Origin of the sequence: Serratia sp. H1w (assembly GCF_000633355.1) — a bacterium.
In the GTDB taxonomy this organism is placed as follows: domain Bacteria; phylum Pseudomonadota; class Gammaproteobacteria; order Enterobacterales; family Enterobacteriaceae; genus Chania.
Genome location: NZ_AYMQ01000038.1, coordinates 26937 through 49509, shown reverse-complemented (window position 1 = coordinate 49509; position 22573 = coordinate 26937). Strand labels below are relative to the sequence as shown.

Annotated in this window: 23 protein-coding genes and 2 pseudogenes; 15 read left to right on the top strand and 10 right to left on the bottom strand. The window is 54.9% G+C overall.

Translation table 11 applies throughout. The annotated features are described in order from the left end of the window. Positions 1 to 43: 43 nt before the first annotated feature. The gene (locus U869_RS0106870) at positions 44 to 964 is read right to left on the bottom strand and encodes an Rpn family recombination-promoting nuclease/putative transposase (RefSeq protein ID WP_037408556.1); all 921 of its coding nucleotides are present in this window, start codon (positions 962 to 964) and stop codon (positions 44 to 46) included. A 261-nt stretch (positions 965 to 1225) separates the two neighbouring features. Here U869_RS0106870 and U869_RS0106865 point away from each other — a divergent pair, with 261 nt between their 5' ends. The 3 genes from U869_RS0106865 to ypfH all read left to right on the top strand — a co-directional run bounded on the left by U869_RS0106865 (position 1226) and on the right by ypfH (position 4954). After that, on the top strand, positions 1226 to 2092 hold the full coding sequence (locus tag U869_RS0106865; RefSeq protein ID WP_025120782.1) for a neutral zinc metallopeptidase: 867 nt from the start codon (positions 1226 to 1228) through the stop codon (positions 2090 to 2092). A gap of 56 nt (positions 2093 to 2148) precedes the next feature. After that, complete coding sequence (locus U869_RS0106860; protein ID WP_025120783.1) at positions 2149 to 4158, top strand: tRNA(Met) cytidine acetyltransferase TmcA; 2010 nt, start codon at positions 2149 to 2151, stop codon at positions 4156 to 4158. Between the two features lie 106 nt (positions 4159 to 4264). Next, positions 4265 to 4954, top strand: coding sequence for an esterase (gene ypfH / locus U869_RS0106855; protein WP_025120784.1), 690 nt, complete (start codon positions 4265 to 4267; stop codon positions 4952 to 4954). Between the two features lie 29 nt (positions 4955 to 4983). Here the strand turns inward: ypfH and U869_RS0106850 are convergent, their stop codons facing one another. From U869_RS0106850 to U869_RS0106835, 4 genes are read right to left on the bottom strand one after another with little or no spacing between them, the layout of a single operon-like run. Continuing rightward, a complete protein-coding gene (locus tag U869_RS0106850; RefSeq protein WP_025120785.1) occupies positions 4984 to 5169 on the bottom strand; it encodes a YpfN family protein in 186 nt (61 codons plus the stop codon). A gap of 2 nt (positions 5170 to 5171) precedes the next feature. After that, complete coding sequence (locus U869_RS0106845; protein ID WP_037408558.1) at positions 5172 to 5846, bottom strand: M15 family metallopeptidase; 675 nt, start codon at positions 5844 to 5846, stop codon at positions 5172 to 5174. Continuing rightward, a complete protein-coding gene (gene dapE / locus U869_RS0106840) occupies positions 5843 to 6970 on the bottom strand; it encodes a succinyl-diaminopimelate desuccinylase (RefSeq protein ID WP_025120787.1) in 1128 nt (375 codons plus the stop codon). The genes U869_RS0106845 and dapE overlap by 4 nt, the downstream gene beginning before the upstream one ends. Next, on the bottom strand, positions 6967 to 7353 hold the full coding sequence (locus U869_RS0106835) for an ArsC family reductase (protein WP_025120788.1): 387 nt from the start codon (positions 7351 to 7353) through the stop codon (positions 6967 to 6969). Before U869_RS0106835 ends, dapE begins: the two co-directional genes overlap by 4 nt. 174 nt (positions 7354 to 7527) lie before the next feature. Here U869_RS0106835 and U869_RS0106830 point away from each other — a divergent pair, with 174 nt between their 5' ends. Beyond that, positions 7528 to 7851: a hypothetical protein gene (locus U869_RS0106830; protein ID WP_025120789.1), complete on the top strand. Its 324-nt coding sequence runs from the start codon at positions 7528 to 7530 to the stop codon at positions 7849 to 7851. Between the two features lie 11 nt (positions 7852 to 7862). On the opposite strand, the gene U869_RS0106825 is transcribed toward U869_RS0106830, so the two are convergent. Both U869_RS0106825 and U869_RS0106820 read right to left on the bottom strand, forming a co-directional pair. Continuing rightward, complete coding sequence (locus U869_RS0106825; protein WP_025120790.1) at positions 7863 to 8294, bottom strand: GNAT family N-acetyltransferase; 432 nt, start codon at positions 8292 to 8294, stop codon at positions 7863 to 7865. 10 nt (positions 8295 to 8304) lie between these two features. Further along, complete coding sequence (locus U869_RS0106820; protein WP_025120791.1) at positions 8305 to 8784, bottom strand: tetratricopeptide repeat protein; 480 nt, start codon at positions 8782 to 8784, stop codon at positions 8305 to 8307. Positions 8785 to 9001: 217 nt separating this feature from the next. On the opposite strand from U869_RS0106820, the gene ypfM reads away from it, so the two are divergent. Beyond that, positions 9002 to 9061 (top strand): protein YpfM, encoded by a 60-nt coding sequence (gene ypfM / locus U869_RS32860; protein ID WP_137751254.1) that lies wholly within the window; start codon positions 9002 to 9004, stop codon positions 9059 to 9061. Positions 9062 to 9187: 126 nt separating this feature from the next. Here the strand turns inward: ypfM and acrD are convergent, their stop codons facing one another. After that, a complete protein-coding gene (gene acrD / locus U869_RS0106815) occupies positions 9188 to 12307 on the bottom strand; it encodes a multidrug efflux RND transporter permease AcrD (RefSeq protein ID WP_025120792.1) in 3120 nt (1039 codons plus the stop codon). A gap of 287 nt (positions 12308 to 12594) precedes the next feature. Between acrD and U869_RS0106810 the strand changes: the two genes are divergently transcribed. Next, positions 12595 to 12873, top strand: a complete 279-nt coding sequence (locus U869_RS0106810) for a helix-turn-helix domain-containing protein (protein WP_025120793.1) — start codon at positions 12595 to 12597, stop codon at positions 12871 to 12873. Positions 12874 to 12900: 27 nt separating this feature from the next. On the opposite strand, the gene narP is transcribed toward U869_RS0106810, so the two are convergent. Further along, entirely contained in the window at positions 12901 to 13533 is a 633-nt protein-coding gene (gene narP, locus U869_RS0106805) for a nitrate/nitrite response regulator protein NarP (RefSeq protein ID WP_025120794.1), read from the bottom strand. A 125-nt stretch (positions 13534 to 13658) separates the two neighbouring features. Next, positions 13659 to 15341, bottom strand: coding sequence for a nitrate/nitrite two-component system sensor histidine kinase NarQ (gene narQ, locus U869_RS0106800; protein WP_025120795.1), 1683 nt, complete (start codon positions 15339 to 15341; stop codon positions 13659 to 13661). A 370-nt stretch (positions 15342 to 15711) separates the two neighbouring features. Between narQ and napF the strand changes: the two genes are divergently transcribed. The 9 genes and pseudogenes from napF to nudK all read left to right on the top strand — a co-directional run bounded on the left by napF (position 15712) and on the right by nudK (position 22394). Beyond that, positions 15712 to 16209 carry a ferredoxin-type protein NapF gene (napF, locus tag U869_RS0106795; protein WP_025120796.1) on the top strand — a complete coding sequence of 166 codons (498 nt, stop codon included), beginning with the start codon at positions 15712 to 15714 and terminating at the stop codon, positions 16207 to 16209. Beyond that, the gene (gene napD, locus U869_RS0106790) at positions 16196 to 16462 is read left to right on the top strand and encodes a chaperone NapD (protein WP_025120797.1); all 267 of its coding nucleotides are present in this window, start codon (positions 16196 to 16198) and stop codon (positions 16460 to 16462) included. Before napF ends, napD begins: the two co-directional genes overlap by 14 nt. Then, positions 16459 to 18945: a nitrate reductase catalytic subunit NapA gene (gene napA / locus U869_RS0106785; protein ID WP_025120798.1), complete on the top strand. Its 2487-nt coding sequence runs from the start codon at positions 16459 to 16461 to the stop codon at positions 18943 to 18945. Before napD ends, napA begins: the two co-directional genes overlap by 4 nt. Before the next feature lie 10 nt (positions 18946 to 18955). Then, a complete protein-coding gene (gene napG / locus U869_RS0106780) occupies positions 18956 to 19708 on the top strand; it encodes a ferredoxin-type protein NapG (protein ID WP_025120799.1) in 753 nt (250 codons plus the stop codon). Further along, the gene (gene napH, locus U869_RS0106775) at positions 19708 to 20619 is read left to right on the top strand and encodes a quinol dehydrogenase ferredoxin subunit NapH (RefSeq protein ID WP_025120800.1); all 912 of its coding nucleotides are present in this window, start codon (positions 19708 to 19710) and stop codon (positions 20617 to 20619) included. Before napG ends, napH begins: the two co-directional genes overlap by 1 nt. After that, a pseudogene (gene napB, locus U869_RS0106770) lies at positions 20616 to 21032 on the top strand (nitrate reductase cytochrome c-type subunit); the annotation flags it as partial. The gene napH and the pseudogene napB, both read left to right, overlap by 4 nt. Further along, positions 20986 to 21090 (top strand): annotated as a pseudogene (locus U869_RS32855) (hypothetical protein); the annotation flags it as partial. The pseudogenes napB and U869_RS32855, both read left to right, overlap by 47 nt. Beyond that, positions 21077 to 21694 carry a cytochrome c-type protein NapC gene (gene napC, locus U869_RS0106765; protein ID WP_025120802.1) on the top strand — a complete coding sequence of 206 codons (618 nt, stop codon included), beginning with the start codon at positions 21077 to 21079 and terminating at the stop codon, positions 21692 to 21694. The pseudogene U869_RS32855 and the gene napC, both read left to right, overlap by 14 nt. Before the next feature lie 124 nt (positions 21695 to 21818). Next, positions 21819 to 22394 (top strand): GDP-mannose pyrophosphatase NudK, encoded by a 576-nt coding sequence (gene nudK / locus U869_RS0106760; protein ID WP_025120803.1) that lies wholly within the window; start codon positions 21819 to 21821, stop codon positions 22392 to 22394. Positions 22395 to 22573 lie beyond the last annotated feature (179 nt).

Sequence of the window (22573 nt, the reverse complement as noted above, 5' to 3'; positions counted from 1 at the left end):
AGAGGGGCGTGGTGAGTTCGTTGACTCCGCCACTATAGACGGTTTACTGGCGGATTTTCGCCAGATCGTCTTCCGAAAGCCCGGTCAGTTTCATGATTTTAGCCAGGTCGAAACCATCGGCCAGCATGGAACGGGCTATTTTTACAGCCGCTCCATGTTCGCCTTTCTCAATGCCTTGCTCTATTCCTTTTTTGAAACCTTTTTGCTCGAGATATTCTGCAATAGTCATCAATTCCTCCTCATGTCTTGGTGCACGGCTGGCCAATTCACGGATCAGCCTCTCCGGTTCAGTCGTGCTCCCTGCTTGCAACATGTAGTTGATCAGCGATATCAGTTGCTCTTTAGTAGTGTATCCGGTCAGCAATAATGTGACCAGTTGTTCCTGGAGCTCAGCCAGATCGCGCAGGCGTACGTGCTTTTGCAGTAACTCAAGAATGGCCATGCGGCGATGTTGCATGATGTCATCGTCAGGAATGACGGTAACGTCAACTAGCGGAAAATCCCCTGCATAGAGTTGCCTTGCCAGTTCTGGTTCACTGAATTCAGCCAGCCAGTTCATGGAATAGGGATAAGGTGTCACTTGGCCATGATAAAAGAGTATTGGGATCACCAGCGGAAGCTGGTCGTTCTTTGTCTCTAGGTGGCGTTGCATTGCTGCGATGGCATAGCGTATTAAACGAAATGCCATATGTTTATCATGAGAGCTTTGGTGTTCAATCAAAACATACGCATACCCGTCTCCCTTGTCAGTTTGCAACGAGTAGAGCACGTCGGAGTAATAGGCGCGCAGGTCCCTTTCGATAAAACTTCCGGGTTCCAGTTTTAACGTACTCAAATCGCAAGCTTGCAGCAATACAGACGGCAAGTGCAGTTCCAGAAAGTCACGGGCCGTATCCGGATGGGTAAGAAACTTTTTGAATACGGCATCATGCAAAGTGGACGTGGTTTTTTTCATGTCGGTCATCCCTGGACAAAACATAAAAAAACTATCACAGGCTTTCAATGGTTCACATTGCAGCTGCCTTGGCTCTGGATCCGACTCGCAAAGTCTGTTGATCATAAAATTTGCTCAAGAGACAGCCTTTGGGGGAAGAGGTAAACGAACTAAACCGCCACCTTCGATCCCTCATTCCCCACTTTCCAGAAAATTACTGCATTCCCTCCGCCGCCAACGCCTTATAATAGTAACCAGAGCAAGTTTTCCGATCACATTTGGAGTTTATTTATGCGTTGGCAAGGGCGTCGTGAGAGTGACAATGTCGAGGATCGCCGTGGGCAGTCTTCCGGTCTGGGCGGCGGTGGCGGGCCACGGATACCTATCGGCGGCAAAGGTGGCCTGATCATTCTGGTAGTGGTGCTGGTTGCCGGTTACTACGGGGTCGATCTGACTCCCCTATTGAACGGCGGAGATGTCTCGCCACAAACTCAGCAGCAAAGTGCCAACATCAGCCCGCAGGACGATCAACTGGCCAAATTTACCTCGGTGGTGCTGGCATCTACCGAAGATAACTGGCAGGGGATCTTCAAGCATATGGGGAAAAACTATCAGGATCCCAAACTGGTGATGTACCGAGGCGCGACGCGTACCGGTTGCGGTACCGGCCAGTCGGTAATGGGGCCGTTCTATTGCCCGGCGGACGATACGGTCTATATCGACCTCTCGTTCTACCAGGATATGAAAACCAAGCTGGGTGCTGGCGGCGACTTTGCCCAGGCCTATGTGGTTGCGCATGAAGTGGGCCACCACGTGCAGAATCTGCTGGGGATCGAGCGCAAGGTTCGTCAGATGCAGCAAGGGGCCAGCCAGGCTGAGGTTAACCGCCTGTCGGTGAAAATGGAGCTACAGGCCGACTGTTTTGCTGGCGTTTGGGGTCACTATGCAGAGAAACAGCAAATGCTGGAAGCGGGCGATCTCCAGGCCGCGCTGAATGCCGCACAGGCGATCGGCGATGACCGTTTGCAGCAGCAAAGTCAGGGGCGAGTGGTACCGGACAGCTTTACCCATGGCACCTCGCAGCAGCGTTATACCTGGTTCAAGCAAGGGTTCGACAGCGGCGATCCTAATACCTGCAACACCTTCGCCTCTCGTTGATATGACTCAGTGCCGGTGCTTAGAGCCCGGCACTCTGCTTTCAGGTCCCAATGCTAATGTTACAAACAATGCAGCAACACATGCAGCGGCAGGGTATTCGGCGGCTGTTGGTGCTCAGCGGTGAGCCGCAATGGTGCCGAGCTCAGGCACAACAACTGGTGACCCAATTGCCGGGCGACTGGCCTTGGGTCGGTAATGATGTACCCGTTGGGAGCGATGCGCTGGCAAGTGGCGCGGTCAAAACCCTGTTGGGGCAAGAGCGGTTGCATGCGGTGTTTGATGCGACCGAAGGCCTCGACGTTGAGGCATTGGCCCAACTCTGCGGCGCGCTACGCGCGGGAAGCTGGTTGCTGTTGTTGGTACCCTCCTGGCAACGCTGGGCGCAGCAACCCGACAGCGACAGCCTACGTTGGAGCGATTGCCCGCAACCGATCGCGACTCCCCACTTTATCCACCACCTGCAACAGCAATTGCTGGCCGATAGCGAAGTGTCAATCTGGCGGCAAGGTGAATCGCTGTATCTGGCTCCCTTGCCGGAGCGTCAGACGTGGCAGGAGCCAGATGGCAACCCAACGGCCGAACAGCAGGCCATTTTAGGCCGGTTGCTGGCGGCAGACTCAGGCATCTGGGTATTAACCGCCGCGCGTGGCCGGGGGAAATCCACGGTAGCGGGAATGTTGATGGCAAACAGTCCGCTAGCCTGTTGGATCACTGGCCCTAGCCGCGCCGCGACCGACGTTGCCAGCGAGTGGTCTGCAGGGCGGGCGCAGTTTTGGGCGCCAGACGCCTTGCTGCAACATTGTGTTGAACATTATGCAAGTGGTGTTGGTTGGCTGCTGGTGGATGAGGCCGCAGCGATCCCTGGCCCGTTATTGCAGCAACTAATGAGCTATTTCCCACGCGTTTTACTTACTACGACGGTGCAGGGCTACGAAGGTACTGGGCGTGGATTTTTGCTGAAGTTTTGCGCCGGTTTAGCGCATTGGCAGCCGCTAAGTTTGCAGCAGCCCATGCGTTGGGCTGAGGGCGATGCTCTGGAGCGTGTCATCGATCATGCCTTGCTGTTTAACGAAGAGCCGGTATGGTCTGCTGCCAGACAACCTCCAACGATCACATCAATTGAGCAGTCTAAATTGTGCGGCGATCCGCAACGGTTACGGCGTTTCTATGCCTTGCTCTGTAGCGCACACTATCGTACTTCACCGCTGGATTTACGCCGCCTGATGGATGCGCCAGGCATGCATTTCAGTGCGGCAACGCTGGGTAATGAAGTCGTTGGGGCGTTATGGCTGGTGGATGAGGGTGGCCTGGAGGCTGAACTGTCTCATGAGGTTTGGGCGGGCCGCCGCAGGCCGCGTGGCAACCTGGTGGCGCAATCTCTGGCGGCGCATAGCGGCCAATGGTGGGCACCTACGCTGCGTTCTCGCCGTATTACCCGTATCGCCGTATTGCCGGAGTTGCGTCAACAAGGGATCGCCAGCCAGTTGATCGAACAACAGAAGCGTAGCGCACAGGGGCTGGACTTTCTTTCCGTCAGCTTCGGCTATACCGAGCCGTTGTGGCGGTTTTGGCAATCCTGTGGCTTCACCCTGGTGCGGATCGGCAACAAACCGGAAGCCAGTAGCGGTTGTTATACCGCAATGGCGTTACTTCCTATCAGCGAGCAAGGTGAAAACCTGTGCCATGCGGCGCATAAGCATCTGGCGCGCGATTGGCGCTGGTTGCGGCAACGTAGCGATCTGTTGCTGGAATTTACCGAAGATGCCGATCCCGTATTAAACGAAGAAGACTGGCGCGAGCTGGCAGGCTTTGCCTTTGCGCATCGGCCATTAGAGGCTAGTCTAGGGGCGCTACAACGTTTACTGCTAACCAGTGAGTTACCTTGTGCGGCCTTGCGCGCACATTTACAGCAACAACAAACCACGGCTCAGTGTGTTGCCCAATATGGTTTGAGCGGCCAAAAAGCCTTGCTGCGCCTTTGGCGACAAGAGGCTGGGCAAGCATTGGCTCAACTCAATACGCAACGCTGTTGCTATTGGCAGCAATGGACACAATCGTTGCAATAAATGGAAAGAGTTGTTCAATAAAACCCGATTTCCCTGATTTCTCCACAGCGTATAGTAAGCAACATTGACCGGGGCAACCCGGACGTATTTAACCTGAGGAGTCCCCATGAAACATTCACATTTCGTTGTCCAAAGCCCCGCAACACCGGCAGAGCAACTGATCCTGCTGTTTCATGGTGTAGGGGATAACCCGGTGGCGATGGGGGAGATCGGCAGTTACTTCGCCAAAGATTTCCCGCAGGCCTTGGTAGTGAGCATCGGTGGCCCGTTTGCTTTTGGCAACGGTGAGGGTCGCCAATGGTTCTCGGTGCAGGGGATCACTGAAGATAACCGCGCACAGCGTATTGCCGAAGTGATGCCAACCTTTGTTGAAACCGTGCGCTACTGGCAGCAACACAGCGGCGTGGGCTATGCAGGCACCGCTCTGGTTGGTTTTTCTCAGGGGTCAATCATGGCGCTGGAAGGCTTGAAGGCCGAAGCCAAACTGGCCGGGCGAGTGGTGGCCTTCAGCGGGCGTTTTGCCCAGTTGCCGGAGGCCGGTTTCTGTGACAGCGTGGTTCACCTGATCCATGGTGAAACGGATGGCGTTATTGCGGTGCAACATGCGCAAGCGGCAGAGGCTAAACTACAGGCCGTTGGCGGGGACGTGACGTTGGATATTGAGCCAGGTGTCGGGCATGCGATCAGCGCTGGCATGATGAACTCTGCACTGGAGCGTTTGCATTACTACGTGCCACAGCGCTATTGGGAAGAGGCGATGTTTGGTAAACGAGGCGATCTGATCGCCTTTAAATAAACCGCAGGGCGCTGATGTGCGCCCTGACGTTATTTCTTTTTGGGCCAGTCTTCTTCGTCATCCCACTTGGCGTTGTTATCGCGGTGGGGGGGCAATTCCGGCTTGTTAGCCAGGAACTTGCGGTGGTCAAGACGGCGTAATTCCTTGATCCCGTTAATGACCATACCTACCAGGATCACCAGAACTATCCACCAGTAGTCAGCTAACCAATGCATGTTTACACCTTTCCTTCAGGGCGAATAAAACGCGAGAATATTGCGGGCAGATGGCCTGCGAGCCATGATGCACCTGCAACGTCCTTATCCCGCCAGGCTGCCAGCAGCAGCTCGGGCGTCAGCAAATGTTCGGCCTCCTGCGCCAGCGGGCGATAACTCAAATGCCAGGGTTCCACTGCCACGCCACCCTGATCGGCGGTAAACGGACGATAGAAACCAAACTCGGCCATATGCGCCGTCAGCCAAAGATTTAGCGGATAAAAATAACCTTCGGCTTCATATTCCCAAGGCTCCAGCTGCAACTTTTGCCCTTCCGGTAAGAGCGACGGATCGTAGACATCCAGATCGCTGCCCCAGTGATGGCGGCTGGCACCCGGCAAGGCTGACCAACGTAGGATCGCCTCGCAACGCTCGGCTGCAGACAGCGGCTGGATATCCATTGGCTGGCTGTGCTGATCTAATACTGGCCGTTCACCGCAGAACTTGCCATTCCAGATCGCCAATTGCCGGTCAAAATCGCGAAAGGTGCTGGCCGGTTGCAGATCAAAGCCTGCCGTTTTCGCCGCCTGCTGCATGGCCTGAAAGGCCAGCACTGCGGCGGGTTGCAGCCGATGATTGCCGCTCAGTACGGTGAGGTGCTCCGTTGAGCGCCCGGTGAGCATTTCTGCGCTGATCATGCGACCAACTGTTCCATGATACGCTGATACATGCGGCTCAGTAACTGTAGATCGGCCGCATGTACGCATTCGTTCACTTTATGGATGGTGGCGTTAACCGGTCCCAGTTCAACCACCTGTGCGCCCATCTGGGCGATAAAGCGGCCATCAGAGGTGCCGCCGGTGGTCAGCAACTGTGGTGTGAGTTCGGCATAGTGTTCCACGGCGTTGACTACGGCATCAACCAATGCACCACGTGCGGTCAGGAAAGGTTGGCCAGACAGCCACCAATCGATACTGTAGTTCAACTTATGGCGATCCAGCAGTTCCTGTACCCGCTGTTTGATCAGGGTATCGGTAAGCTCGGTGCTGAAGCGGAAGTTGAACTGCACGAACATTTCGCCCGGGATCACGTTGTTGCTACCGGTACCTGCCTGCACGTTGGCAATTTGCATGCTGGTTGGCGGGAAGAATTCGTTGCCTTGATCCCACTCAATCGCGACTAGTTCGTTTAGGGCAGGAATAGCCCGATGAACCGGGTTATCGGCCAGATGTGGATAGGCAACATGTCCTTGAATACCATGGATGCGCAGGTTGGCTGTCATCGAGCCACGACGGCCATTTTTTACCACGTCGCCGACCCGGTCGGTGCTTGAAGGCTCGCCGACCAGGCAATAATCAAGGCGCTCGTTGCGAGCCATCAAGGCTTCCACCACCTTCACAGTGCCGTGAGTGGCGCTGGCCTCTTCGTCTGAGGTGATCAGAAATGCCAGACGGCCCTGATGATCGGGGTTGGCGGCAACGAAACGTTCGGCAGCCACCAGCATGGCAGCCAGGGAGCCTTTCATATCGGCGGCTCCGCGACCATAAAGCATGCCGTCGCGGATCACCGGTTCAAACGGTGGGTTATCCCAATTTTTCTCGTCACCGGTAGGCACCACATCGGTGTGGCCAGCAAATGCCAGCGTGCTGCCCTGGCCGCGCCAGGCCCAGAAGTTCTGTGTATCGCCAAAGTTCATGGGTTCGACGGTAAAACCGATCGCTTGCAGGCGGGCAATCATCAGCTCCTGGCAGCCTTCATCATGCGGGCTGAGGGAAGGGCGCTTGATAAGCTGTTGTGCCAGCTCGATAACAGGGCAGATCATGAGTTAACCTCGGTAATAAATTGCTGATAGCTTTCGCTGCTAAAACCTAACAGGGCATGGCCTTTACCATCATCCAGCAGGGGGCGTTTGATAATTGCCGGTTGCTCCAGCATCAAAGCGATGGCGGCGTCGGCGTTGTCGCAGGCATTGCGCTGGGCTTCATCCAGTTTACGCCAGGTGGTGCCACGAGTGTTCAACAATGGCTGCCAACCCAGGCGTGCGACAAAATCACGCAACAGCTGTTCGTCCAGCCCGTCTGCGCGGTAGTCGTGAAATTGGTAGGCTACACCGTGCTCTTCCAGCCAGCGGCGGGCTTTTTTGATAGTGTCACAATTTTTGATGCCGAACATGGTCAGCGAGGCGTGCTGCGGTTTGTCTGTCATGGCGTAAAAGCTACCTTTTAATCGTCAAAATCTGTACGGAACGATGAGTGAGGGTACCGCTCGTCTATATAGAGATAATGCGGGAAAACGGGGCTTAGATCCAGACGGCTGTGGGTTTTGAGGCTTGCAACACCTTTTCAGTGGCGATAGCATCTGGTGTCATGAGGTTGACTAATGAAAAAGATCAAAAGAGTGAACGGGTTGCTATTGGGATCTGGCTTCACCAAACGTGAGATTCGCAAAATAACAGAAAATGCCAAAATTTTTGACCTTGATATTATCTATTCAGTCAGAGATATCGGTAAAAGGACGATTAGGGCAGGTCTTATTTTAGCGGTGATATTAATTATTTTTACGACTGGAACAGTTCTCAAAGACGGATTTTTTGGTTTCGGAATTATAGTCTTGATGATACTTATGGTAATAATTCCTGCTTATTACCTTACGCCGTTGAGGCTCTACATTAAATCTGCGTTATTTTACCTCAAGGATCGCTAGCCAATTGATACTCAACGCACATATCCGCTGTTCTGTAACCGTTCCAGCGCGTTCCCATCGGCATATACCATGCCGGTAGTCAGATCGTGGAAGCCATATCGCTTATAAAATGCCAGTTTATCCGGCACCGAGTAAATAAACACTTTGCCCAACGGAGCCAGATCTCGCATAACGTGATCCATCAACTGCCGACCATAACCGCACCCCTGAAAGCGCGGATCGATGGCGACATCGGCCAGGTAAGCTACCGAGGTCATATCACTAATGGCATGAGCGGTAGCCATCAACTCCCCCTCAATAAATCCCCAGTAACAGAACTGGCTGTTTTGATACACCTTCTGTAAGACCTGCGGATCGCGTTCGCCTAGCCCGGCAGCGGCCAGCAATTGGCCCAGTTGCTGCCAATCGATATGACAACTACGTAAATCGGTGATGATCTCCATCATGTTCTCCTCAGCCAATACGATCCAAGTCAGCAGCATATTGCTGGATAGCACGCTGGTAGCTGCTGATCTCGGTATGTGCAGAAGTCTCGGCCAGCAGGATCAGCAGATCGGCCACCGCCTGTTTGGTTTCACCCAGATTGTAGAGCGTCATGGCCCGAAATAGGGTGATCTCTTTAGCCTGTGGGAACTCGCTGAGCCCCTTATCAAAGGTGTTGAGTGATTTCTGGTATTCCCCTAATGCGCGATAGGTGCTGCCCAGGCCAAGCCAGGCTTCCTGGCGTAATTGTGCCGGCAGATCGTACTGTAAGGCGGCGAGATAGCAGGGAATGGCCTGCTGCTCAAAGCCCTGCACATCGTACAGGCAGGCCAGTTGATAATGCAGCGTTGCATCCAGCGGTGCCTGTTGCAGCATCTGCTGGGCCAGTTCGCTGGCTTCCTGGTAGCGGCCTTGCTCTTTCAGTTGCTCGATGGTGATGGTCGAAGACATGATTTTCCCTTTCAACGGTGTTTTTTTAAACCCATCAGCACGCTACTACGCGGATATTGATCCGACAAGAAATATAAAAACCAGGTAGATTTCTGATTAACTTGAAAATGTGTGCTAGCCCCCGCTTTCTCTCACCGGCATCGTTCCCAAAAGGCTTCACTTGGTCAAAAAACCGGCGTAGAATCCCTGCGTCCAATAACGGAGGTTGTGAAGTATCATGGTTGATCGTGAGTTAAAAAACTGGAAAGACTTTATTGATGAGATGTTAGGTAACTAACGCCATATAGGGTTTAAGGCTTGAATAAGGCTATTTGATTTGTTTTTATTTAAAGCACCTAGGGTAACAATATTAAGTCTTTAGCAAAGCAGCCTCGGTTTCCCGAAGCTGCTTTTTTTACGCCCGTTATTCAGTGGGTTTGCCCACTTTGCCAGGGAAGCGGCGGCGTACCAGGACGAAGAACAGCGGTACAAAGAAAATCGCCAGCACGGTGGCTGAAATCATGCCGCCCATCACCCCGGTACCTACCGCATGTTGGCTACCTGAGCCCGCCCCGGAACTGATTGCCATTGGTAGCACACCGAAGATAAAGGCTAACGAGGTCATCAGAATAGGGCGTAGGCGCAGGCGTGAAGCTTCCAGCGTTGCCGCCATCAGATCCTTGCCTTTGTGGTTCAGCTCGTTGGCAAACTCTACGATCAGGATGGCGTTCTTGGCCGACAGCCCGATAATCGTCAACAGCCCCACCTGAAAGTACACATCGTTTTCCAGCCCGCGCAGCCAGGTGGCCGTGACGGCACCGATCACCCCCAGTGGCACCACCAACATGACCGAGAACGGGATCGACCAGCTTTCATACAGGGCTGCCAGACACAGGAATACCACCAGCAGCGAGATGGCATAGAGCGCCGGAGCCTGAGAACCAGACAGACGTTCCTGGTAGGACATCGCCGTCCATTCCAAACCAAAACCGGTTGGTAGTTGGCTGACGAGCTTTTCCATTTCATCCATTGCGGTACCGGTACTGACGCCAGAGGCGGCCTCACCGACAATTTCTACCGTAGAGTTGCCGTTGTAGCGCTCCAGACGCGGTGAACCATATTCCCAATGAGAGGTGGCGAAGGCGGAGAAGGGCACCATCCCGCCGCTCTTGTTACGTACATACCACTTGTTAATATCCTCTGGCAGCATGCGGAAGGTTGCTCCGGCCTGGACGTACACTTTTTTCACCCGCCCACGGTCTAAGAAGTCGTTGACGTAGGTGGAGCCCCAGGCGGTGGACAGGGTGTTGTTGATATCGTCGATCGACACGCCCAGCGCTTGCGCTTTGCGTTGATCGATATCGATTTGCAATTGTGGGCTGTCATCGAGGCCATTATGGCGCACGCGTGACAGCTGCGGGTTTTGCCCCGCCAGTTGCAGTAACTGATCGCGAGCCTCCATCAGTTTGGCGTGCCCCAGTCCTGCGTGGTCTTCCAACTGCATATCGAAGCCCGAAGAGTTCCCCAGCCCGGTGATTGCGGGCGGACTGCTGGCGATGACGCGTGCCTCGTTGATATTGCTAAAGGCCTTGGTGGCACGATCGATGATATCGAACGAGCTGTTGGCCCCTGAGGTGCGCAGATCCCAGTCCTTCAGGCGCAAGAACAGACGTGCGACGTTCTGGCCATTACCGCCAGGCCCGGCACCGATGGTTGAGAACACCGACAGCACATCGGCTTTCTCTTCGGTCAGGAAGTAGTGCTCGACCTTTTCCACCACCTTGGTGGTTTGCTGCAAGGTGGAGCCTGCGGGCAACTGTACCTGTACGGTGAATACGCCACGGTCTTCCTGCGGCAGGAACGAGGTTGGCAGCTTGATAAACAGGAGTGCCATACCGGCCAGCAGCAACAGGTAAATCACCATGTAGCGGGCGCTGTGATGCAGCACGCGCGCCACCCCACGTTCATAGCGCTCGGTATTGCGGTTGAACATGCGGTTAAACCAGCCGAAGAAACCGCGTTTGCCGTGATGATGGCCTTGGGCGATCGGCTGGAGAATAGTGGCACATAGGGCCGGGGTGAGGATCATGGCCACCAGTACCGAAAGCACCATCGCGGAAACGATGGTGATCGAGAACTGGCGATAAATAGCCCCGGTAGTGCCGCCGAAGAAGGCCATCGGGATAAATACCGCCGAAAGCACCATGGCAATCCCCACCAATGCGCCCTGGATCTGGCCCATGGATTTACGGGTGGCGTCTCTTGGGGAGAGGCCTTCTTCACTCATCACGCGTTCTACGTTTTCCACCACCACGATGGCGTCGTCCACTAACAGGCCGATCGCCAGCACCATGGCAAACATCGTCAGGGTGTTAATGCTGTAGCCGAAGGCCGAAAGGATGGCGAAGGTGCCCAACAGCACCACGGGTACGGCGATGGTGGGGATCAGCGTGGCGCGGAAGTTTTGCAAGAACAGGTACATGACCAGGAACACCAGCAAAATGGCTTCCAACAGGGTTTTTACTACGTCATGGATCGACGCCTGCACGAATGGTGTCGTCTCATAGGCGACCTTGGCTTCCAGCCCATGAGGGAAATACTGGGAAAGCTCGGCGATCTTGGCCTTGACCAGTTGATCGGTTTGCAATTCGTTGGCACCGGAGGCCAGCTTGATGTTCATCCCCGCCGCCTGTAGACCGTTGTAGCGGCTGAGGTAGTTATAGTTTTCCCCGCCTAATTCCACTGTGGCAACGTCACCTAATGTCACCAGCGAACCGTCCTGATTGACGCGCAGCGTGATTTGGCGGAACTGCTCCGGCGTTTGCAACTGGGATTGGGCGTTGATCGTGGCGTTCAGCGCCTGCTGATCTACGGAAGGAGATCCACCTAACTGGCCTACCGCCACCTGGGCGTTCTGCGAACTGATGGCGTTGACCACATCCTGGGTGGTGAGCTGGTAGCTGGTGAGCTTGTTCGGATCCAGCCAGATACGCATGGCGTATTGCGAACCGTAAACGTCCATGCTGCCCACCCCGTTGATACGGCTGAGTGGGTCTTGCAGGTTGGAGACGATATAGTCCGCGATGTCCTGCTTATCCATGCTGCCATCGGTGGAGACAAAGGCCACCATCATCAGCGTGGTGTCGCCAGATTTTGATACCGTCACGCCTTGTTGTTGTACCGCCTGTGGCAATCGCTTGATGGCCGATTGCAGCTGGTTCTGCACTTGCTGCATCGCCTCGTTGGGATCGGTGCCAGCATCAAAGGTCAGTGTGACCGAGGCCTGACCGGTATTGGTGCTCTGGGACGACATATACATCATGTTGTCGAGGCCGGTCATGTTCTGTTCAATAATCTGGGTAACGGTATTTTCCAGCGTCTGCGCCGACGCCCCCGGATAGGTCGCACTGATACGCACGTTTGGCGGAGCGAGATTCGGATATTGTTCAACAGGTAGAGAAAAAATCGCCAACGTCCCCGTCAGGCAAAGAATAATTGCCAGAACCCAGGCAAAAATCGGGCGATCAATAAAAAAATTGGCCATGCAGCATGAACCTCGTTGTGACTTGTTCTATTTGTGACAGCATCAGTTATGCTTATGCCTGGCGCTTACTGGTGGCCGGGCTGTCGCAGGATTTCATTGTACCCAAAGGTGCTACTGCACTTTACTCGTCAAGCGAAGATAAAGCGTGGAGAAAAAAAGGAGATAATGTAAATAACAGTAGTAGAAATCTACAGTTACACATTGCAGCGTAACGCAACGCGTCATTATGGCGATTTTATTGCGTTACGGTGAAATAATCAGGAAGTTTTCTGCCGCAGGAGTTTAGCATGGAAATTAACCCGGTATTTGCTCGTCGTCTTTACCTGTGCTGGCTGATCAGCACTAATGAACACCCTAACGTGCCGCGCCTGATGGAACTGACCGGTTGGCCGCGCCGTACCTTGCAGGACGTATTGAAAGCGCTGCCTGGCCTGGGCCTGGAGTTGCAGTTTGTTCAACAAGGGGTGCGCAATAACGCCGGTTATTACCAGTTGGTAAGTTGGGGGCCGCTCAACCAAGGTTGGGTTAATCAGCATCATGAGATGCTGCTGGCGGCGATAGATTGAATGTTCCCCCGGCATGCCGGGGAAGCATTACTGGCTTTTCGATTCCAGATACATCACGGTTGCTGCCACACGCGAACGCACGTTAAGCTTGCGCAGCATGTTGCGGATGTGCACTTTCACCGTCTCTTCAGAAATATGCAACTGAGCCGCGACCTGCTTGTTCGACATACCGCGCGCCACTTCCTGCAACACGTCCAGCTCACGTTCGGTAAGGTCGGCAAAGGGATCGTGCTGCTCGCTACGCGATGAGAGATAGTCCGCTACCGCGTCGCTAATCACGTTCTGGCCTTCGGCGGCCTGGCGAATATGTTCCAGCAGTTGTTCCGGCTCGCTGTCTTTCAGCAGATAACCATCGGCACCGGCATCGATCAGGGCATAGACGTCGCTGCGGGAGTCGGAAACGGTCAGCACGATGATACGAGCATCCACCCCTTCATCGCGCAGGGCTTTCAGCGTATCCAACCCGGAAAGGCCTTTCATATTCAGATCGAGCAGGATCACGTCTGGCGTGAACTGCGCGGCCAGGGCGATCGCTTCAGCACCGCTGCTGGCTTCCGCCACCACGGTGAAAGTCGGATCCAGCCCCAGCAGCTGTTTGATGCCACGCCGCATCAGCGGGTGATCGTCCACGATCATTACTCGGAAATTTTTAATCACAATAAAACATGCTCCCTGTAGCGAGTAAAGCTACTGCGTAATGCAGGCAGTAAAGCTGACTCTTAAAATATAGTCGTAATTAGCATTGTCGTTCGGCTCGTATGGCCGCCGTGCAATGCTGTTGGCCCTTATGGCGGAAAGGTCAGACAGACTTCTGTCCCCCCGGCATGAGCACGCCTGATTTGTAACGTTCCGTTCAGGCGCGTTGCGCGTTCGCTCATAATGGTTAGCCCGTAATGGCCTTCGGGTTCGTCCAGGCTATCGATGCCGCAGCCGTCGTCACTGATGATGATCTCGTTGTCTCCGCTGGGGGAGACTTCGCAGTGGATCACAATTTCCTGTGCATCGGCGTGTTTGATGGCATTAAGCACGGCTTCACGTACGATCTGTAGCGCATGAACCTGTTGTTGGGCATTCAACGCCTGCGAGGCTAGCCGACAGTGTAACTGAATCCGCGCGCTGGTCAGCAGTTTTAATGGTTCTAATACCTGCTGCAACGCGGCGTTCAGATCGGCATCCTGAATGCTCAGGCGGAAGGTGGCCAGCAGTTCGCGCAATTGGCGGTAAGCATCCGCCAGTGCTCGATCAAAATCATCAATGATCTCATCCGCCTGTGATGAATGGCCAGCCAGGGTGCGCTTAAGCAGGGTGAGCTGGATGCGCAAAAACGTCAGCGCCTGGGCCAGCGAATCGTGCAGTTCGCGGGCGATGGTGGAGCGTTCTTCCATCAACAAAAACTGCATATGCTGCTTTTGCGCCCGGTTAAAGTACACCCCACGGCTGAGCATATTAGTCACGCTTTGCATCAGATGTGGATGAGGCGGCTGTTGTTCATGTTGCCAGCTCAGGCTGCCCAACGGTTTGTTGTCCTGCATGATCGTCAGTGAATGCCAGGCCAGCTCCGCCACGGGTTCACCACTGCTGACTTGCCATTGGCTGAGGCTGTCAGCCACCTGGAGCCGTATGCAGTGCAATTGTTCGCTCAGCTTGATGATGCTCAACACCTTCTCGAACGCCCGTTGATCCAACTGCCCCACGCTCAGCGCCTGGGAGCAACTGTAGAGCACTTCCAGCGTGCGGTTGGCCTGTTGCAGGCGCTCGGTCTTTTCCTGCACTTTCTGCTCAAGCGATTGATAGAGCTTGGCCAGTTCGCCAGACATGGTGGTGAAGGTTTGCGAGAGCACGCCCAGTTCATTGGGTAGTGAGACGTCGAGCGGCGGGTAATGGAAATCACGTTGCTGCATCCGCAGGCTGGCATCCACCAGGCGGGTAAGCGGGGTGACCACCTGGCGGCGCATAAAGCGGATGCAGAACAGCACCAGGGCAATAATGGCGATATAACCCATCACGCTGATTGCGGCGACAATGGCCAGCTTTTGTTCGGAATAGCGCTGCAACGCCAAGACAAAATGGTCGATCTGATTGACATAGCTGGCCACGTTGGCCTGATAGTTTTCCGGGTGACCGGCGAGGATCTGCTTTTCCAGTATCAGCCAGGCCCGGCGCAGCGCCAGATATTTCTGCCGCACATCTTCAGGCACGTAAAATCGATCGAGTTCCATCAGGGCAGGTGCCATCAACGACTGTTGATAATGCATCAGATGCCGCTGCAATTCACTGGAACCGTTGGCAAGCTCATACGCCAGGCGGTAGCTCTGCATGCGCAACGATCCTGCGATATTAATCGCTTCGGCATCCCGCAGGCTACCAGCCACGGTGGTGAGTGCCAATCCGGTAGACAGTATGGAAAGGATCACGATACCTATCAGCGCCTTCGCCAGGCTGGCTGTCACTGAGCGTTTTACGAGCAATTAAGCGTCCTTCTGGTGATTGGCCGACCGGGGCCGCCGGGTGTCATGCGCCGTCAAATTATAACTTTTGCCAGCAAAAAGCATTGCGATTTTTACCAAACGGGTGATCCCTGACTAAATAAAACTTCGCTATATAATCAAGTAAATAACGGTTGTGTGTGCTCCTGCTGGCAAAATGCACTATATCGGCCATCAGCGATTGATCTGGCGCAAGTAATACCCACTTTTACCCATAAAGGGTGATTATCTACTCCCCCCGATAGGCTTACTTTATCCTTGCCTTGAACCCGTTGTTCGAGACAAAAAAATAATAAAATCACACTATAATTTTTACACGCGCGCGTGTTGCCAACTTTGAAGGATAACCCGAATGGCCGAATTGTCGCGACGCAGATTGCTCAGCGGACAATGGCGTCATCAAACTGATGCGATCCGTCCTCCGTGGTCGCGTGAAGCCCCTCTGTTCCTTGCGGGTTGCACCCGATGCCAGGCTTGCGTCAACGCCTGCGAAACCGGCGTGTTGATCAGCGGCAGCGGCGGTTATCCCGAAATCGATTTTCAACGCGCGGAATGTACCTTCTGCCGACAATGCGCAGATGCCTGCGAAGCCCCACTGTTTTACCCTCCTGAGCACCAACCCTGGCAACAGGTCGCGTCGTTTTCGGCCGTTTGCCTGGCGATGCAGGGGATTGAATGTCGCAGCTGTCAGGACAGTTGTGAAACGCAGGCGATCCGTTTTCGGCCACGATTGGGCGGCATAGCCCAACCGGCGCTCGAGGCGGCGGCGTGCAACGGTTGCGGAGCCTGCGTTGCCGGTTGCCCGACCTCGGCGATTGCAATAACCCGGAGTGAAAATAATGAGCAGTGAATGGCACGTAAGCGGGTTGATGGTGCAGGCCCGGCCAGATAAATTCCCGGCGCTGATTGCGACGCTGCTGGCCATCCCGGATACAGAAATTCCGACACAGGACCAGCAGCAAGGCAAGTTAGTCGTCGTTATGCAAGCAGCAAGCTCCCAGGCGTTGCTGGAAAAAATTGAGTCGACGCGCAATCTGGAAGGCGTGTTGGCAGTGTCGCTGGTTTATCACCAGCAGGATGAGCAAGGTGAGGTAATGCCATGAAACTCAGTCGTCGAGACTTCATGAAAGCGAACGCCGCAGCGGCTGCTGCCGCAGCTGCCGGGCTGACGATCCCAACGGTCGCCCAAGCCGTGGTCGGTGGCGGTGACGAAATCAAATGGGACAAAGCACCTTGCCGTTTCTGCGGCACCGGGTGTGGCGTTCTGGTCGGTACCCAAAATGGCCGCGTGGTGGCTTCACAGGGCGATCCGGATGCTCCGGTTAACCGGGGTCTGAACTGTATCAAAGGCTACTTCCTGCCCAAGATCATGTACGGCAAGGATCGTCTGACACAGCCAATGCTGCGTATGAAGAATGGGCAGTACGATAAAGAAGGTGAGTTTACCCCAATCAGTTGGGAGCAAGCCTTCGACATTATGGAAGAAAAATTCAAAGGGGCACTGAAGGAAAAAGGGCCAGAATCGGTTGGTATGTTCGGGTCCGGCCAATGGACGGTATGGGAAGGCTATGCGGCCTCCAAACTGTTCAAAGCGGGCCTGCGCTCCAATAACCTCGATCCGAACGCGCGCCACTGTATGGCGTCTGCGGTGGTCGGCTTTATGCGCACCTTCGGCATGGACGAACCGATGGGCTGCTACGATGATATCGAGCAGGCCGACGCTTTCGTGCTGTGGGGCTCCAATATGGCGGAAATGCACCCGATCTTGTGGTCGCGCATTACCAACCGCCGCCTAGGTAATGACAAGGTCAACGTCTCGGTACTTTCTACCTTCGAACACCGCAGCTTCGAGCTGGCGGATAACGGCATGGTGTTCACTCCGCAGACCGATCTGGCGATCATGAACTACATCGCCAACTATATTATTCAGAACAATGCGGTTGACCAGGATTTCCTCAAGCAGCACGTCAATATCCGCAAAGGGGTGACCGATATCGGTTACGGCCTGCGTCCAACCCATCCGTTGGAAAAAGCGGCGAAGAACCCGGGCAGCGATGCTTCGGAGCCGATGAGCTTCGAAGACTACAAGGCTTTTGTGGCGGAATACACGCTGGAAAAGACCGCCGAAATGAGTGGCGTGCCGAAAGACCAACTGGAAGCGCTGGCTAAACTGTATGCCGACCCGAATGTGAAGGTCGTGTCTTACTGGACCATGGGCTTCAACCAACATACTCGCGGCGTCTGGGCTAATAACCTGTGCTACAACCTGCACCTGCTGACCGGTAAAATCTCCAAGCCGGGCTGTGGGCCATTCTCGCTGACGGGTCAGCCTTCTGCCTGTGGTACCGCGCGTGAAGTGGGGACATTCTCCCACCGTCTGCCAGCCGACATGGTGGTGACCAACGAGAAGCACCGTCAGATTGCCGAACAGAAATGGCAACTGCCAGCCGGCACCATCCCGGAAAAAGTCGGGCTGCACGCGGTCGCACAAGACCGTGCGTTGAAAGACGGCAAGCTGAACGCCTACTGGGTGATGTGTAACAACAATATGCAGGCCGGGCCAAACATCAACGAAGAACGTATGCCGGGCTGGCGCGATCCGCGCAACTTTATCGTGGTCTCCGATCCGTACCCAACGGTGAGTGCGTTGGCCGCCGACCTGATCTTGCCTACCGCCATGTGGGTTGAGAAAGAAGGGGCTTACGGTAATGCCGAGCGCCGTACCCAGTTCTGGCATCAGCAGGTGAAAGCACCGGGTGAGGCTAAATCCGACCTGTGGCAGTTGGTGCAATTTGCCAAACGCTTCAAGGTGGAAGAAGTGTGGCCTGCCGAGCTGATCAACCAGAAGCCGGAATACCGCGGTAAAACGCTGTACGACGTGCTGTTCGCCAACGGTGAAGTGAACAAATACAAACTGGAAGAGATCCCGGCCGATCAACTGAACGACGAGTCTCGCGAATTTGGTTACTACATCCAGAAAGGGCTGTTTGAAGAGTACGCCGGTTTTGGCCGTGGTCATGGTCACGATCTGGCTGCCTTTGATATGTACCATCAGGCGCGCGGTCTGCGCTGGCCGGTGGTGGATGGCAAAGAAACCCTGTGGCGTTATCGTGAAGGGACCGATCCTTATGTGAAAGCCGGTGAAAGCGTGCGCTTCTATGGCAAGCCAGATGGTAAAGCGGTGATCTTCGCACTGCCGTTCGAGCCTGCGGCGGAAAGCCCGGATCAGGAATACGATCTGTGGTTGTCCACCGGCCGTGTGCTGGAACATTGGCATACCGGTTCGATGACACGTCGGGTGCCAGAATTGCACAGAGCCTTCCCGGAAGCGGTGCTGTTTATCCATCCGCTGGATGCCAAGAGTCGCAATCTGCGCCGTGGCGACAAGGTGAAAGTACTGTCACGCCGTGGCGAAGTGATAAGCATCGTCGAAACCCGTGGCCGTAACCGCCCACCGAAAGGTCTGGTGTATATGCCGTTCTTTGATGCCGCACAACTGGTCAACAACCTGACGCTGGACGCAACCGATCCGCTGTCGAAAGAGACCGACTACAAGAAGTGTGCGGTGAAACTGGAGAAGGTATAAGGCCAACGGAATGAGCCAGCAACGAGATAAAACACCAGCCCGGCGGCGTTTCCTACGGGATGCCGCGCGCAGTGTGGCCGGATTGGCAGGGATTGGCGTGCTGCTGGGATTGCAACAAAAGCAATCCCAGGCGCGTGATGGTCTGACGCTGCGGCCACCGGGTGCCCTAGCCGAAGGGGCGTTTGATAGCGCCTGCATTCGCTGTGGCCAGTGTGTGCAAGCCTGTCCGTACCAGACGCTGAAACTGGCGACGCTGTTGTCGCCGAAGGCGGCGGGAACGCCGTACTTTGTGGCGCGGGATATCCCTTGCGAGATGTGTGAAGACATCCCGTGTGTGGTGGCCTGCCCGAGCGGTGCGCTGGATCCGAAACTGACGGATATCGATCAGGCGCGGATGGGGCTGGCGGTGTTGCTGGATCATGAAAACTGTCTGAACTGGCAAGGGCTGCGTTGCGATGTGTGTTACCGGGTTTGCCCGCAGATCGACAAGGCTATCACGCTGGAGCTGCAACACAACGTACGCACCGGCAAGCACGCCATGTTCCTGCCAACGGTACACAGCCAGGATTGCACCGGTTGTGGCAAGTGTGAGCAGGCTTGTGTATTGGAGCAGGCGGCGATCAAGGTGTTACCGATGGAACTGGCGCGTGGCCAGTTGGGTGAACACTATCGCTGGGGCTGGCAGGAAAAGCAGCGCGCAGGGCAATCACTGGTGCCGGAAGGTCTCACATTGCCGGCACGCGGTGTAAAGGGAGGTGAATGATGGCTAATCCAGTCGCTCAAGCCGGGCGTGATGCCCGTCTGCGTCATGGCTGGTTGCGCAGCAATCGCTTCCTGATCCTGCGGCGTTGCAGTCAACTGCTGATCTTGTTGATGTTTCTCTCAGGCCCGCTGTGGGGCGTCTGGATCCTGCGCGGCAACTACAGCGCCAGCCTATTGGCGGAGACGGTGCCGTTAACGGATCCGTTGATGATGCTGCAAAGCCTGTTGGCTGGGCATTGGCCAGCCTGGCTGGTGTGGGTTGGGGCGGTGGTGGTGCTGATCTACGGCCTGATCGGTAATCGGGTGTTTTGCGGCTGGGTTTGCCCGGTCAACCCGGTGACCGATCTGGCGGCCTGGCTGCGGCGCAAGTTGGGCCTGCGTCAATCGGCTAGCCTGCCTCGCTCCCTGCGCTACGGCATCTTGTTTGTTGTCCTGATTGGCAGCGCCGTGAGTGGCACGCTGATCTGGGAATGGATTAATCCGGTGGCCCTGATGGGGCGCGGGCTGATCCACGGCAGCAGCGGGGAAGGGGCATTAGCCTGGCTGAAAGGGCTGGGTGCCGCATTTGGTGCTGGCATCTGGTTGATTGTGGCGCTGTTCCTGTTCGATCTGCTGGTGGTCGAACATGGCTGGTGTGGCCATCTTTGCCCAATGGGTGCGCTGTACGGTGCCATTGGTAGCCAAGGTGTGGTGCAGATCAGCGCGGAGAACCGTGATAACTGTACACGCTGCATGGATTGTTTTCATGTTTGCCCGGAACCGCAGATCCTGCGTGAGCCATTATTAGTCAAAAAAGGCACACCACAGGTTGCCAGTGATGCCTGTATTGCCTGCGGACGTTGTATCGACGTTTGTGCAGAAAACGTATTCGAAATTAAGAGCAAATTTCATTATTCGGGAGCCAAAAAATGACCAGCAATGTCCTGAAAAAGCAGCTTTCCCTGTGGGGCGCGCTGTTAACACTGGTAGTTGCCAGTGCCGCGTTTGCCGCCAGCGATGTCGATCTCAAGCAATCGCCAGAGGTTTCCGGCACCGCTGAAGGGCAGATAAAAATGCCCAAGCAGCAGGAAAAGATGGCACTAAACTATGTCAATCAGCCGCCGATGATCCCGCATAGCGTCGACGGCTACCAGATTAGCAAAAACACTAACCGCTGCTTGCAGTGCCACGGCGTGGAGCATTACCGCACCACCGGGGCACCGCGCATCAGCCCGACACACTTTATGGACAGCGATGGCAAGGTACTGGGGGAAGTCGCTCCACGCCGTTATTTCTGTCTGCAATGTCACGTACCACAAACCGATGCGGCACCAATCGTCGGTAATGATTTCAAGCCAATGCAGGGCTTTGGGCACTAAGCGGGGGAGCTATGGCCGAACGTAATACCACAACATCCGAGAAAAAGGCCGGGCCGATCCGCCGGTTATGGCGCTGGTTGCGCAGGCCGAGCAGGTTGGCCCTGGGGACTTTGCTGCTGTTGGGCTTTGTAGCCGGGATCGTTTTCTGGGGCGGTTTCAACACCGGTATGGAAGCGGCCAACACCGAAAAATTCTGTATCAGCTGCCACGAAATGCGTGAAAACGTCTACGAAGAGTATATGGAGACGGTGCACTACAATAACCGCAGCGGCGTGCGTGCCACCTGTCCGGATTGCCACGTCCCGCACGAGTGGGGCCCGAAGATGCTGCGTAAGATGAAGGCTAGTAAAGAGCTGTATGCCAAAATATTTGGCATTATCGACACGCCGCAGAAGTTTGAAGAACATCGCTTGGCGATGGCCAGCAACGAGTGGGCGCGTATGAAGGCCAATAACTCGCAGGAGTGTCGTAACTGTCACAACTTCGAGTATATGGATTTCACCGCGCAGAAAACCGTGGCGGCCAAGATGCATGACAAAGCGATTACCGAAGGCAAAACCTGTATCGATTGTCATAAAGGGATTGCGCATAAACTGCCAGACATGCACGGAGTGCCTACCGGCTTCTAAACTCTGGTTGATGAAAACCCCGCAGTGCTCCAAGGCCTGCGGGGTTTTTTGTTGCAAATCTGCCGTGGCTGCGCTTTGCTAGTAGCGATAGGTTGGAGTGAATGGGCTAACGTAAGAAGGGAATATGTCGTCGAAAATTGAAAATATCAGAAAGCAGCTGTTATCGGACAACTGGTACGTTTTGAATAAATATACTTTTGATTTGAAACGTAAAAATGGTGGCACCATCGAACAGGTACGCGAGGTCTACGATCGCGGCAACGGGGCGACCATTCTACTGTATAACCGTGCCAAGGGCACTGTGGTGCTGACCAACCAGTTCCGCATGCCAACCTACGTCAACGGCAATACCACGGGCATGCTGCTGGAAGCTTGTGCCGGGTTGCTGGATGACGATCAGCCTGAGCAGTGCGCCCGCCGTGAAGCGGTTGAGGAAACCGGTTTTCAGGTTTCGCAGGTGCAAAAGATCTTTGAGGCTTATATGTCGCCGGGTGGCGTCACGGAAATACTTCACTTCTTTATTGCCGAGTATCAGGATGATGAGCGGCAAACCATCGGTGGCGGCATTGAGGATGAAGATATTGAAGTGGTGGAGTTGCCGTTTGGTGAGGCCATTGCGATGATCGCTGATGGTCGTCTCAAGGATGGTAAAACCATCATGCTGTTGCAGTATCTACAGATCCATCGGGTGATGGAGTAGTTCTGGTTGTCCCCTCACCCCAACCCTCTCCCCAAGGAGAGGGAGCTGATGCGGAGATATGGTCAGATGCGGTGAACGAATAGTGACTTATTGCAAAATAGGGGGGCGAAACGTTGGTCAGGCGAACTTCTGTAATGGAGGGGGAACTCGATCGGTTCCCTCTCCCTGTGGGAGAGGGT

Coding starts and splice junctions, on each gene's coding strand:
- acrD (WP_025120792.1), bottom strand. CDS start 12,307: ATGGCCAATTTTTTTATTGATCGCCCGATTTTTGCCTGGGTTCTGGCA.
- nudK (WP_025120803.1), top strand. CDS start 21,819: ATGTCGTCGAAAATTGAAAATATCAGAAAGCAGCTGTTATCGGACAAC.
- napA (WP_025120798.1), top strand. CDS start 16,459: ATGAAACTCAGTCGTCGAGACTTCATGAAAGCGAACGCCGCAGCGGCT.
- U869_RS0106845 (WP_037408558.1), bottom strand. CDS start 5,846: ATGATCAGCGCAGAAATGCTCACCGGGCGCTCAACGGAGCACCTCACC.
- U869_RS0106810 (WP_025120793.1), top strand. CDS start 12,595: ATGGAAATTAACCCGGTATTTGCTCGTCGTCTTTACCTGTGCTGGCTG.
- U869_RS0106860 (WP_025120783.1), top strand. CDS start 2,149: ATGTTACAAACAATGCAGCAACACATGCAGCGGCAGGGTATTCGGCGG.
- napC (WP_025120802.1), top strand. CDS start 21,077: ATGGCCGAACGTAATACCACAACATCCGAGAAAAAGGCCGGGCCGATC.
- U869_RS0106825 (WP_025120790.1), bottom strand. CDS start 8,294: ATGGAGATCATCACCGATTTACGTAGTTGTCATATCGATTGGCAGCAA.
- U869_RS0106870 (WP_037408556.1), bottom strand. CDS start 964: ATGACCGACATGAAAAAAACCACGTCCACTTTGCATGATGCCGTATTC.
- U869_RS0106830 (WP_025120789.1), top strand. CDS start 7,528: ATGAAAAAGATCAAAAGAGTGAACGGGTTGCTATTGGGATCTGGCTTC.
- U869_RS0106865 (WP_025120782.1), top strand. CDS start 1,226: ATGCGTTGGCAAGGGCGTCGTGAGAGTGACAATGTCGAGGATCGCCGT.
- ypfH (WP_025120784.1), top strand. CDS start 4,265: ATGAAACATTCACATTTCGTTGTCCAAAGCCCCGCAACACCGGCAGAG.
- dapE (WP_025120787.1), bottom strand. CDS start 6,970: ATGATCTGCCCTGTTATCGAGCTGGCACAACAGCTTATCAAGCGCCCT.
- napF (WP_025120796.1), top strand. CDS start 15,712: ATGGCCGAATTGTCGCGACGCAGATTGCTCAGCGGACAATGGCGTCAT.
- napH (WP_025120800.1), top strand. CDS start 19,708: ATGGCTAATCCAGTCGCTCAAGCCGGGCGTGATGCCCGTCTGCGTCAT.
- napG (WP_025120799.1), top strand. CDS start 18,956: ATGAGCCAGCAACGAGATAAAACACCAGCCCGGCGGCGTTTCCTACGG.
- U869_RS0106820 (WP_025120791.1), bottom strand. CDS start 8,784: ATGTCTTCGACCATCACCATCGAGCAACTGAAAGAGCAAGGCCGCTAC.
- U869_RS0106835 (WP_025120788.1), bottom strand. CDS start 7,353: ATGACAGACAAACCGCAGCACGCCTCGCTGACCATGTTCGGCATCAAA.
- U869_RS0106850 (WP_025120785.1), bottom strand. CDS start 5,169: ATGCATTGGTTAGCTGACTACTGGTGGATAGTTCTGGTGATCCTGGTA.